Genomic DNA, 12,325 nt, shown 5'->3' with positions numbered 1-12,325 from the left:
CAGCTTAGGACGCGAAAACCGCGAGGAACAAGCAAAGGAAGGCGATGACAACCACGCACCATGTGGTGGCCTTGATGAAGCCGTTGAAGGTTTTTTCCTGGACGGTGATGTCCATTTCGCCGTGCTTGTGGTCAGCCATGTGTCTAAGAATCCCAATTCGCGTGTTTTCCAGTTGGATAATCGAAAAGAGTCAGGCTGTCACCACGTCATTCGCGCGCAGGTGCACGATGCCATTTGCGCGCAGGGCATGACGTCACTCGCTTGCAGGGGTGCGTTCTCCGAACACGGAACATCCCGGATATCCAAATCCCCAGCGCCAGGGCAAACCGCTGCACGGGCCGCCGCCAAAGCGGACGGCACCGTACATGGCATCTGCGGTCAGTGCATGGACGTTTCGGATCTGATCAGGGGTCATCTCATAGCGCTCTGCGTATTCCTCGGCATGGCTGTTGCCATGGGCCTTGACGCAGGCCCGCAAGGTTTGATCCGCAGAAAGCCGCGCGTCAAAGCTGTCTTCGGCGCGCAGGGCCCCGCCTGCGTTGTGATAGGCGCGGTCATGGATGATGCAACATTCCTCCCAAGGGGGATGCGCTTGATACAGCTCACCGATCTGCGGGAAGGTGTCTGCCACCCAGCGCCAACTGGCCGACAACCCGCCCGAGCATCCGTCCGTTTCAAACGGTGTCAGAGGATCCGTTCCCCGCTGCGCGATCAAGGCCCGGTGGGCAGGCATTTCGACGCTGCGCATCAGGTCCTGCGCGACGGCAGGCCCCGACAGGCAGATCAGAAACAGCGCCAGCTTATGGGCTGTCATCGCGCATCGCCTCGGTATCGACCTGCATTCCGAAACTTGTGGCCAGCCACAGCAGCAACCGCTCTGCCGGTCCCATCTCGGCACGAACGCGCAAAACCTCGCGCGCCATGGCCGGGCGGTCGGTGATCAGCCCGTCCACCCCCATCGAGGCCATGGCAGACATTTGCAGCGGGTCATTCACCGTCCAGACATAAATGTCCTTGCCCGCATCCTGAACGGATCGGATCAGCCCTGGCGACACCGTGGCCGCGTTCACGGCAACAAAATCCCCCTCCAACCCGGACAGATCACCCACGGCAGTCGCGGCCAGAACGCCCGTCCGCCAGTCGGGCCGGATCGCCTTCATCTTCTGCACAGCCGGGTATTTCAGCGACATGGTGGCAATGTCGTCCTGCATTCCCAACTCTTCGACCAAAGCGGCCACGCGGTTCTCCAGATCAATATCGTGACCGTAGTATTTCAGCTCGATAATAACCTTGGATCTACCCTTTGCGGCCTCTAAAACCTCACGCAGCGTCGGGGTGCGCTGATCGGCATATTCGGGGCCAAACCAGCTGCCGATATCAATCTTGGCCACATCCTCCATCGTGGCGTCCCAAACCTTTAGATTGACCCCGGCCAGTTTCATGAAATCGCTGTCATGGGCGACGATCACAACGTCATCCGCCGTTTCCTGTACGTCGATCTCAACCCAGTCCGCGCCGTCCTCGATGGCTTTCAGGACCGAGGCCATGGTGTTTTCAGGCCGCAACGCCGCCGCCCCGCGGTGGCCGATCACCTCGGCCCGGTCCGGGGCCTGCACCCGTTCCAGCAGGTTTTGACCAAACCAAATGCCTGCCAGCACGGCGACCAAGGCCAGACCAACGGCGGTGAACAGCGGCACCCCCAGACGCCCCGGTTCGGGATGCGGCAGGTCGGCTGTCTGCGGTTCAAAGAACCGGTCCAGCAAAACCGCCAAAGCGCCCAGCGCCGTGGCCGCCAGCACCAAACCGGCCAAGGCCCAAAGCCCCGCAATGACCAGGCTGTAGATCAAGGCCAGTCGCAGATGACCGCTGCCCTGCAATGGCACCAGTGCAAACAGGAGACCCGCAACCCACGCAATCACTGCCGCGATGACTAGGCGCGTGGCCAGCCACAGCACCAGCGACAGTTTCAGACGGCCTCGATTACCCTCCATCCGCGATGCGCTGATATTGAACACATGCGCCGGGTGAACGTTTTCAAACAATACCAGATGCAGCGAAAGCGCCCAGGCCGATAGCCTGCGGATCAGGACCCATGCCATTACAAGCATCACCGCCCCGATCATCAACACAGCGATCCAGAAGGCGGGTGGGTGGAAGGTCAGGTAGTAGTTGATGTCATATTCGGTCAGCCACCACCACGCGATCAGGCCGGAAATGGCCAGAAAGGGCAGCGCCAGAAGCAGAACGCGCAGGATAAAGCGCGCTGCAAAGTTGAACAGCGCGGGCAGGCGCGACAGAACCAGGCGGATCGAAGAGCTGCCTGCGCGCCACGGATCAGGTTCGCCCATGCGCAGCGAACCCGCCATGACCGCAAAGACAAAAACCTCGGCCATCAGAAACAGGCTCAGCACCACAAGTGCCGCGATGAACCCGGCGGGGGACAGAATGAAGGCTGCGATGTCCTGATCCGTCAGGGCCGTTTGATTGGACAGGGACACCGCCAGATTGACCGCCGCCGCCACGCCCGGTGCAATCAGCGCAATCAGCAACAGGCGGACGGCAAGGTAGACGGGCACAAAGACACGCCGCCGCCGCCAGGCGGCACCATAGGCATGTGTAACGGCTGAGAAATCTGACACTTGCGCGGCCTCCTGAACGGTTTACTCATTCAAGGCTGCGAAAGCGTGAATTGCAAGTCAGCTTTCTTCCAGATCTGCGGCCAGACGGAATCCGATTCGGTTGGCGGGCTTGTCCTCGACCGATTTCGGCAAGGCGCGCAGCATGACGTTCAACTGGCTGACATGCTGCACCAGCTGGGTGCGGGCGCCCGACCCATCCGAGCCGTAGAAGGTGATGACGTCGGGATCGAAATACCCCATCCCTTCGATCCGCATGACACCCGCGTCACCGCCGGTGAAGCCCATCGCAACCTCCTGATCTCCATCCAGCGTCTTTTCAAAGTTCTGGATGTAAAGGATCAGACGTTCGTATGCCCATTGGGCCGGGCTTTTGGTCTCGACCGGTTGTTGCAAGGGTTCCGGCAGGGTTTTCGAACCGGATTCGGCCTCGGGGTTGGCGTGGACCTCGTAGCAGCGCGGCAGGGCCGCCGCTTCGGCAGCTTCGGCTGAGGTTTCGATCTCGTCCTGCATTCTTTACCCTTTGCGTTGGTAGACCCAGGCACCGTCTGCGCGGCGCGTCCGGGTGACAGCTCCAATGTGGTAAAGATGGTTCATATGTGCAACCGCTTCGACCAGGGCCAGGCCATATTCCCCCTCGCCGATCGACCGTTTGAACAGGGGCGCAAAACACTCGGCGGCGGCTTTGGGTTCGGTCAGGTCTTTCAACAAGCGCTTAAGCGCACCGTGATGGTTGTCGATCAACTGCCGCATCCGCAGCGGCAGGCCAGTGAACGGCAATTTGTGCCCGCCCAGAACCAGATGTTCGGGCCGCGCCAGGGTTGCAAGCCGTTCACACGCCTCCAGCCAGCCCGAGATCGGGTCGGCCATGGGCTCGGTCGCGTAGACACCCAGATTGGGACTGATCGAGCTGAGGATCTGATCGCCGCTGAGAACCAGATCATCGTCGCGGCTCCAGAGCGTGACATGTTCCGGCGCGTGGCCGTTGCCCATATGCACGTCCCAGTCCCGCCCGCCCATGCGGAACACGTCGCCCTGCTGGATGCGGGTGAACCCAAGCGGCATGGGGTAGACGCTGTCGGCAAAGTTAAAGGGGCGGTCGGCTTTGCGTTTATCCAGAACCTCGGCCGCCATTCCGGCGCTTTGGTAGAAATCCAGCGTTTCCTGCGGCCAGCTTTCCTGCACGTCCAGCGTCAGCATGCGCGCGAACAGCCATGCGGTTCGGCTGGTCACCAGTTCAGCGCCGTATTCGGACTGAAACCAGCCCGCGTTGCCGATGTGATCGGGGTGATGATGCGTGGCCACAACCCGGTGGACGGGTTTGCCGCCCAGCGGCCCGGACATCAGATCCTGCCAGATCGCGCGGGTTTTCCGCGACGACATCCCAGTGTCGACGATGGTCCAGCCGTCACCGTCATCCAGCGCGTAGACATTCACATGGTCCAGCGCCATCGGCAGCGGCAGTCGGATCCACAGCACATCTTCGGCAATCCGCGTGGCCTCGCCGGGTGCAGGCGGCTCGGGCCAGGGGTAGCGGATGGCCGGAGAGTGCAGGTCGTCCATCATGCCGACAGATCATCCGCGCTAAGGGCAAACAGGTCCACCGACCCGTTCTGCGCTTGCGCCAGCAGGCCGGTATATTCGGGCAGCAGCGCTTTGATGTAATAGCGCGCCAGCTTGCCACGTGGGCCCTTTGGGTCCGCCAGGGCGGCTTTCAGATGGAAATGCCCGCCCAGAACCCGCGCGAAGGCGTGCAGATAAGCCAGCGCCCCGGCAAAGCGGTCATTCATGTTGCCCTGTGACACCATCCATTCGGTTGCTTCGCGCAGGGACTCGGTCGCCTCCCACACGGGACCTGCAAGATCTGGCACAGTGGCGCGGGCCTGTTCGGCGTGATCTTCGATCTCGTCCAGCAGGCGAGAGGCAGCTTCGCCACCGTCCATCATCTTGCGGGCGACAAGGTCCATCGCCTGAATACCGTTGGTGCCTTCGTAGATCGCGGTCACACGGACATCGCGGTAGAACTGAGCCGCCCCGGTTTCCTCGATCACGCCCATGCCGCCATGGACCTGAATGCCGGTTTCGGACACGCGCATCCCGGTGCGGGACCCGAACGCCTTGGAGATCGGGGTCAGCAATGCAGCGCGGGCCACCCAATCAGCGTCGCCGGTCGCCTCAGCCATGTCGATAGCGGCAGCATTGGCCAGCATGATCGCACGGGCCGCAAAGGTATCGGCGCGCATATCGGCGACCATTCGGCGCACATCGGCGTGGTCAATGATTGTCCCTGAAGGGGTTTTGCCCTGCTTGCGATCCTGCGCGTAGGCCAGCGCGTGCTGATAGGCGGCTTCGGCCACACCGATGCCCTGCCCGCCCACGCCCAGCCGCGCGTTGTTCATCATGGTGAACATGGCTGCCATGCCGCCATGTTCCTGCCCCACCAGCCAACCGGTTGCGCCGTCATATTGCATCACACAGGTGGGTGAGCCGTGCAGACCCAGCTTATGCTCGATCGAAACAACCTTCAGATCATTGCGCGCACCCGGGTTGCCATCGGCATCCGGGATGAACTTGGGCACCAGGAACAGCGAAATCCCCTTGGTGCCCGGCACCCCATCCGGCAAGCGTGCCAGCACCAGATGACAGATATTTTCGGCAAAGTCGTTGTCACCCCATGAGATAAAGATCTTCTGCCCCGAGATCGCATAGGTTCCATCACCGTTGGGTTCGGCCTTCGATGTCAGCGACCCCACATCCGAGCCTGCCTGCGGTTCCGTCAGGTTCATTGTGCCCGACCACGCACCGGTCATCAGCTTGGGCAGGTACAGCGCCTTGAGCGCATCACTGGCATGATGCTGCAGGGCTTCGATCTGCCCCTGGCTCATCAGCGGGGCCACCTGCAGTGACAGGCAGGCCGCGCTCATCATCTCGTTCACGGCGGAGGTGACGGTCATCGGCAGGCCCATACCGCCATGCTCGGGGTCGCCGCTGATCCCGATCCAGCCGCCCTCGGCAATCGCGGCCCAACCATCCGCATAACCGGGCGGGCTGTGCAGCACGCCATCCTCCAACCGTGCCGGATTCAGATCGCCGGTGGCGTTCAGTGGGGCCAGAACCTCTTCACACATCTTGCCCGCCTCGGACAGGATCGCGCTGACGACGTCGGGGCTGGCATCGGCAAACCTTTCGGTCGCCGCAATCTGATCGAATTCGACCACATTTTGAAACAGGAACTCGTAGTCTGAAATCGGTGCGCGGTATGTCATGTTGTCCCTCGGGGGCTGTCTGACCGGTATTGCGCAGGCGGGCTTGGAATTCCGGCCCGGCACCGGTATGCATCAAGGCTTGGGTGCATTACCTACCTGTCCTTATGTTGCAAGCAACCAAAACGCGGCGTCACCAGACATGATCCCCACAACTCTCGATCTGACAGCAGACCCGGACGGCATCGCGCGCGCGGCTGACCTGCTGCGTCAGGGCCTGCTGGTCGCCTTTGCAACCGAGACGGTCTATGGCCTTGGCGGCGATGCCCGCAACGGAGAGGCCGTGGCCGCGATTTACGAGGCCAAGGGCCGCCCCAGCTTTAACCCGCTGATCGCCCATGTCGCCTCGGCCGAGGCTGCGCGGCGGTTTGTCGAATGGTCGGATCACGCGGAAACCCTGGCCAATGCCTTCTGGCCCGGACCGCTGACACTGGTTCTGCCTTTGCGCGACGGGCACGGGATTTCTTCGCTGGTCACGGCGGGGCTGGACACGCTGGCGGTGCGGGTGCCCGCGCATCAAACCGCCCGCGACCTGCTGACCGCCTTTGACGGGCCGGTCGCGGCCCCGTCGGCCAACCCCTCAGGCCAGATCAGTCCGACGACTGCCCAGCACGTGCGTGCAGGCCTTGAAGGCCGGATCGCAGCCATTCTGGATGATGGCCCTTGTGGCGTGGGCTTGGAATCCACAATCGTGGGGCTGGCCGGAGAGCCGACCTTGCTGCGCCCCGGAGGTGTGGCGCTGGAAGCGGTCGAGACCGCCCTCAACACCCGCCTGTACCTGCACCAATCCGGCGACCTGCTGACCGCGCCCGGGCAATTGCAATCGCATTATGCCCCGGACGCGCCCGTGCGCCTGAACGCGCAGAGCAGGCACGGCGATGAGGTTCTTTTGGGCTTTGGCCCCGTCGATTGCGATCTGAACCTGTCTGAAGCCGGAAACTTGCCCGAGGCCGCCGCCAACCTGTTTGCGGCACTGCACAGCTTGAATGAAACGGGCCGGCCGATTGCCGTGTCTCCGATTCCGGACCATGATCTTGGGGCTGCGATCAATGACCGCCTGCGCCGGGCCGCGGCCCCACGCGACAGCTGATCAAGCGCGGCCCGCGCTGGCAGACAGGGTCAGGGGATCGACGCCCAGCGTGGCCAAGGCGGCCTCCCACTTTTCGTCATCGGGGACGTCAAACACGAGTTTCGAGCTCGCCTCGGTCGTCAGCCAGCCATTCATCGCGATCTCATCTTCCAATTGCCCCGGCCCCCAGCCGGAATAGCCCAGTGCGAGCACAGAATTCAGCGGCCCCCGGCCCGAGGCCAGATCCTCCAGCACATCCAGCGTCGCGGTCATGCTGAAATCGTCCGAGATCTGCATGGAATGCAGGTTGGCCTCGTAATCGGCGCTGTGCAGGACAAAGCCGCGCGACATCTCGACCGGGCCACCGAAATGCACAAGCCGCTCGCCCACAATCGGGATACGGCAGGCGATGTTCAACTGCCCCAGCAACGCCTTGATCCGCAGGTCCGAGGGTTTGTTCACGATCAGACCCATCGCGCCGTCATCGCCATGACTGCACATATAGACAACCGAGTGGTCGAACCGCGGATCGCCCATGCCGGGCATCGCAATCAACAGTTTTCCGGTCAGGTCCATTGGGTGGCTTCTCTTTTTCAACTCAGCTTCACAATGACCCTGCGGCGCAGGGATTGGCAAGTCGGCAGCGGGGTTTTCCGCAGATTTCAGTCAGGTGACCCGAACGTGACTTGGATTTTCGTGCCGCACCGCGCATGTATAGGCAATGAACACGCTGATGAAATCCGTTGCCGCCACCATCGCGGCCTGTTTTTGCACGATCACCCCGGCCACGGCCCAGGGGCTGGACGGAGTTGTCAGGCTGGACATTCTGGACGGTGGCCGCACCGCCAATGGGACCTATATGGGGGCCTTGCGCCTGACTTTGAAGGACGGGTGGAAGACCTATTGGCGCGCACCGGGCGATGCGGGCATTCCGCCGCAATTCGACTGGAACGGGTCGCGCAATGTGGGCGATGTGTCGATCACATGGCCCGCGCCCGATGTGTTTGACCAGAACGGCCTGCAATCTATCGGATACGAGGATCAACTGGTTCTGCCGGTCGAGATCACGCCGAAGAACCCGGCCAAGCCCGTGCGTCTGCGCGGTGAGATGGATTTGGGCGTCTGCAAGGATGTCTGCATCCCCGAACGGCTGGATTTCGACCACACTCTGGACGCCGAAGCGGGCCGCAACCCGGCCATCGCCGCAGCACTGGCCCAGCGCCCGTTTTCCGCGCGCGAGGCCAACGTTTCCGCCGCGCGGTGTAGTTTGACCCCAACGGCGGACGGCATGCAGATCGAAGCGCGTGTCACCATGCCTTCGGCGGGTGGGCAAGAGATTGCGGTAATAGAACCCGGCAATCCGGTGCTGTGGGCTTCGCAGCCCAAAACCGTCCGGCAAGGTGGCACGCTGATCGCAACTGCCGAGGTTATCAATGCCTCTGGCGCGCCTTTTGCGCTGGACCGGTCCGAGATTCGGATCACGGTATTGGGCGCAAACCACGCCGTGGACATTCAGGGCTGCACCGCTGGGTGATCGCATGACCCAAACCCCGAAGATCGGCGCGCTGGCGGTTGTGCTGCATCAGGACCAGGTGCTGCTGGTGCAACGCAGCAAACAGCCTGACCGGGGATTATGGGGCTTTCCCGGCGGTCATCTGGAATGGGGCGAAACCGTTTTGGAGGCCGCGCAACGAGAGCTATTCGAGGAAACCTCGGTCACTGCGCAGCCAACGCATTATCTGGACAATCTGGACATGCTGCGGCGGGATGAAACGGGCCTTGTGATTTCCCACTACCTTTTGGTCGGCGTGGCCTGCCGCTATCAATCCGGCGCGCCGGTCGCAGGCGATGATGCACTGGATGCGCGCTGGTTTCCGATTGAGCAAATACGGCAGGGCGATCTGCCGATGAGCGCACGGGTTTCCCAACTTCTGGAATATGCTCTGCGCGAAGGCTAAGGGCCAACACGATCTTTCAGCCGCGCATATAGCATCCCAGAGGCTACAAAGCTGAGCACGACAATCGGGATCGCCCCAACCAGAAACGCGCCCAGCCCCATGTTCAGAATGGCCACCCCTTCATCACCCGGATAAAGGGCGGACAGGGCACCAACCGGCGCGCCTGTCAACGCGGGCCAGACCATTGTCACAGCAAACCAGAACAATAGCGCCGCGCCCGTGGCGGCAACTGCCCCCTGCATCACCCGATCCGGGGCGCGGACAGCGCGGCGCATGGCCGTCATCGGACGCGATACGTCGTTCAGGATCGCCAGCAGGGCCGGAACCAGCACCAAAACCAGCAACATTCCAAAACCCAACCCGTAGACCAGAGTGATCACCGTGGGCTTCAGGAACTGCGCCTGCTGAGAGCCTTCGTACAGCAAAGGCGTCAGCCCCAGCACGGTCGTCAGGGTCGTCAGCATCACAGGGCGCAACCGGTCCGCCGTGCCTTCGACGATGGACGGCACCAACCCGCGTTCCTGCTGGTGGCCATCGATGGTCGTCACCAGCACAATCGAGTCGTTGATGATGATCCCGGTCATGCCCAGCAGACCCACAACCGTGAACATGCTCAGCGGTACGTCCCAGATGTAATGCCCCCAGATCGCGCCCACCAAGCCAAACGGGATGATCGCCATCACCACCAAGGGCCGCGACCAGCTGGCAAAGACCCAGGCCAGCACCAGATAGATGCCCGTCAGACACAGGATCAGGCCTGTGCGCGCCTCGGACAGGAATTCATCCTCCTGCTCGCTGAGGCCCGCCATGCGCCATTCGACCTGACGTTCGGCGGCGATATTGGGCAGAATCTCTTCGTTCAGCGCGCGTTCGATCTCGGCCGCGCGGGTCGGATCGTCCTCGGATATGTCGCCATTGACCGAAATCACCCGCAGCCCGTTTTCACGCCGTACGGTCGAGAAGCCCGACTTGCGTTCGACCGAGACGATATCGGCCAGCGGCACATAGACCCCGTCCGGGGTGCGCATCAGCGTGCGTTCAAGAAAATCGGCGGTCAGTTCGCCCTCGGGCAATTCCACACGGATCTCAGCACTGCGGGGACCATCGGGGAAGGTCGCAGCCTCGATCCCGTTGAGCCTGTTGCGCAGAACCCGACCCAAGGTTTCGATCCGGAAGCCCAGCGCCTGACCTTGCGCAGTCAGGTCCAGAATGAATTCTTCCTTGTCATAAGCCAGATTATCCTCAAGCGCCGAGACCTCGGGGAATTTCGACAATTCGGTCTGCAAATCCTCTGACGCCGCCTTGAGAGTATTCACATCCGAGCCATAGAACTGCACATCGATGGCATCACCGCCGGGGCCGGATCGCCAGCCGCGGAAACTGATCAATTCGACCTTGGGGTGGCGGGGTACGAATTCCTGCAACTCGCCCACAAACTCAAAGCTCGAATAAGGGCGCAGGTCGGCGTCGATCAGTTCGATCGAAATACCACCCAGCAAATCGTCGTCCTTGCCCTCGGCGGCGGACAGACCAAACCCGGCACTGCCGCCAACCTCGGCCAGAACATAGTCGATGGGGTTGCGGCCATGGCGTTCCTCGTAAATCTGTCCCAGCTCATCGGTGGCCTGCTGCAACTGGCGCATCATTTCAAGCGTATCGGCGCGGGTGGCGCCTTCGGCCATGATGAAGTTGCCGGTGACCGAGCCACGCTCGGGCGCATTGAAGAACCGCCAGTTCACGTCGCCTCGGATGAACAGGGCAATCTGGCTGGCCAGAATAACGATCATCAGGGCGACGACCACATACCGCGCCCAGATGACCCAGGCGATGAAGGGCCGGAACAGATGATCCCGCACCCAGCGGAACCCCCGGTTCACGACCCGATTGGGCAGGTCGTACCAATGTTCCTTGGCCGAATGCGCGATGGCATGGGCCATGTGGTTGGGCAGGATCAGGAAGCATTCGATCAGTGAGGCCGCCAGAACGGCGATCACGGTAAAGGGAATATCTCGGATCAACTCTCCGAACCGACCACCGACAAGGGTCAGGCCGAAAAAGGCGATTACCGTGGTGATCGTGGCCGCAAAGACCGGCATGGCCATGCGCCGGGCGGCGCGCTCGGCGGCAACCATGGGCGGTTCGCCCAATCGGCGGGCACGGAAATCGGCGTGTTCGCCCACCACAATCGCGTCATCGACGACGATGCCCAGCGTGATGATCAGGCCGAACAAGGACACCATATTCAGCGACAAACCGCCCAGATACATCAGCGCAATCGCCGCTGACATCGCGACCGGGATGCCTGCCGCCACCCAAAAGGCGATCCGGGCGTTGAGGAACAAAAACAGCAGGCAGACGACCAACCCAAGCCCGACAAGGCCGTTGTCGATCAGAATATCCAGCCGATCCGTGATCGCCTGCGCGCGGGTGCGGATCAGTTCAACCGTGACACCTTCGGGCAGGCTGGCCTGCATTTCGGCGACGACATCTTCGACCGAATGCTGGATACCGATGGCGTCACCCAGATTCGAGCGGTCCACCCGGATGGACATGGCCGGGTTCTCACCCACAAAGTAGCTGCGGTTGCGATTGACCCCTTCGACCCGGATCGTCGCCACATCACCCACGAGCAGTTTGGACCCATCCGCAAAGTTGCGCAGCGTGATGCCTTCGATCTCTTCCGGTGTGCGTTTCTCGGCCCCCGTCCGAATGCGGGCATTGGCACCGCTGACATCACCGGCGGGGCTGGCATTGACCTCGGCCGCGATGGCTGTCGCGATATCGGCCAGAGCGATATCGTTGGCGATCAGCTGAGCGGTCGGCACCTCGACCACAACGCGCGGAGCCGCCAGTCCCCGGATCGTGGTGCGGGTAACACCGACCGCAAATAGCCGGTTGATCAATTCATCGGTGAACTTCGCCAACTGGTCAGGCGCAACCGGACCCGTGACAACCACATCCGTAACGCGATCCCGCCACGCGCCGCGCCGGATTGAAGGTTCTTCGGCGTCCACCGGCAGGTTAGTGACGCTGTCCACGGCGGTGCGGACTTCTTCGATGGCGCGGGCCATGTCCCAGTTGGGCTCGAACTCCAACCGGATGCTGGCCGAACCTTCGCGTGAGGTAGCCGTTGTGCTGGTGACACCTTCAACCGCCAGCAACTCGGGTTCCAGCAGTTGAACGATGCCATTGTCGACATCCTCGGGGCCTGCGCCGTCCCATTCAACCGCCACATCGACCCGTTCCAGAATGACATCGGGAAAGAACTGCGCGCGCATGTTCGGGATCGCTGCGGCCCCCAAGACCAGCATGACCAGCAGCAGCAGATTGGCGACCGTCCGGTGCCGGGTGAAATAGCTGAGGATACCACCGGCCGCGCTTGGGATCTCGCGCATCATG

At 62.1% G+C, this 12,325-nt stretch carries 11 protein-coding genes; 3 read left to right on the top strand and 8 right to left on the bottom strand.

Annotated features, from left to right (window positions below; translation table 11 throughout):
- Positions 1 to 4: 4 nt before the first annotated feature.
- The 6 genes from ACR0E6_RS17410 to ACR0E6_RS17385 form a co-directional block, all read right to left on the bottom strand.
- Positions 5 to 139, bottom strand: a complete 135-nt coding sequence (locus ACR0E6_RS17410) for an aa3-type cytochrome c oxidase subunit IV (protein WP_170453178.1) — start codon at positions 137 to 139, stop codon at positions 5 to 7.
- Positions 140 to 253: 114 nt separating this feature from the next.
- Positions 254 to 814: a hypothetical protein gene (locus ACR0E6_RS17405; protein WP_480585600.1), complete on the bottom strand. Its 561-nt coding sequence runs from the start codon at positions 812 to 814 to the stop codon at positions 254 to 256.
- Positions 801 to 2,639 carry a glycerophosphodiester phosphodiesterase family protein gene (locus ACR0E6_RS17400; protein WP_480585597.1) on the bottom strand — a complete coding sequence of 613 codons (1,839 nt, stop codon included), beginning with the start codon at positions 2,637 to 2,639 and terminating at the stop codon, positions 801 to 803. Before ACR0E6_RS17400 ends, ACR0E6_RS17405 begins: the two co-directional genes overlap by 14 nt.
- A gap of 57 nt (positions 2,640 to 2,696) precedes the next feature.
- The gene (locus ACR0E6_RS17395; protein WP_170522157.1) at positions 2,697 to 3,149 is read right to left on the bottom strand and encodes a DUF6173 family protein; all 453 of its coding nucleotides are present in this window, start codon (positions 3,147 to 3,149) and stop codon (positions 2,697 to 2,699) included.
- A 3-nt stretch (positions 3,150 to 3,152) separates the two neighbouring features.
- Positions 3,153 to 4,202: an MBL fold metallo-hydrolase gene (locus tag ACR0E6_RS17390; protein WP_480585593.1), complete on the bottom strand. Its 1,050-nt coding sequence runs from the start codon at positions 4,200 to 4,202 to the stop codon at positions 3,153 to 3,155.
- Positions 4,199 to 5,902 carry an acyl-CoA dehydrogenase gene (locus tag ACR0E6_RS17385; RefSeq protein ID WP_480585590.1) on the bottom strand — a complete coding sequence of 568 codons (1,704 nt, stop codon included), beginning with the start codon at positions 5,900 to 5,902 and terminating at the stop codon, positions 4,199 to 4,201. Before ACR0E6_RS17385 ends, ACR0E6_RS17390 begins: the two co-directional genes overlap by 4 nt.
- Positions 5,903 to 6,041: 139 nt before the next feature.
- Here ACR0E6_RS17385 and ACR0E6_RS17380 point away from each other — a divergent pair, with 139 nt between their 5' ends.
- Complete coding sequence (locus ACR0E6_RS17380; RefSeq protein WP_480585587.1) at positions 6,042 to 6,989, top strand: L-threonylcarbamoyladenylate synthase; 948 nt, start codon at positions 6,042 to 6,044, stop codon at positions 6,987 to 6,989.
- Here the strand turns inward: ACR0E6_RS17380 and ACR0E6_RS17375 are convergent, their stop codons facing one another.
- The gene (locus ACR0E6_RS17375) at positions 6,990 to 7,544 is read right to left on the bottom strand and encodes a YqgE/AlgH family protein (protein WP_170737288.1); all 555 of its coding nucleotides are present in this window, start codon (positions 7,542 to 7,544) and stop codon (positions 6,990 to 6,992) included. It lies immediately after the preceding gene.
- 145 nt (positions 7,545 to 7,689) lie between these two features.
- Between ACR0E6_RS17375 and ACR0E6_RS17370 the strand changes: the two genes are divergently transcribed.
- Both ACR0E6_RS17370 and ACR0E6_RS17365 read left to right on the top strand, forming a co-directional pair.
- Entirely contained in the window at positions 7,690 to 8,502 is an 813-nt protein-coding gene (locus ACR0E6_RS17370; RefSeq protein WP_480585583.1) for a protein-disulfide reductase DsbD domain-containing protein, read from the top strand.
- 4 nt (positions 8,503 to 8,506) lie between these two features.
- The gene (locus ACR0E6_RS17365) at positions 8,507 to 8,926 is read left to right on the top strand and encodes an NUDIX hydrolase (protein WP_480585580.1); all 420 of its coding nucleotides are present in this window, start codon (positions 8,507 to 8,509) and stop codon (positions 8,924 to 8,926) included.
- Here ACR0E6_RS17365 and ACR0E6_RS17360 read toward each other — a convergent pair.
- Complete coding sequence (locus ACR0E6_RS17360; RefSeq protein WP_480585577.1) at positions 8,923 to 12,324, bottom strand: efflux RND transporter permease subunit; 3,402 nt, start codon at positions 12,322 to 12,324, stop codon at positions 8,923 to 8,925. The genes ACR0E6_RS17365 and ACR0E6_RS17360 overlap by 4 nt on opposite strands.
- Position 12,325 lies beyond the last annotated feature (1 nt).

The sequence above is a fragment of the Ruegeria sp. AP12 genome (assembly GCF_056540025.1).
This window is presented reverse-complemented; position numbering and strand designations above follow the sequence as displayed.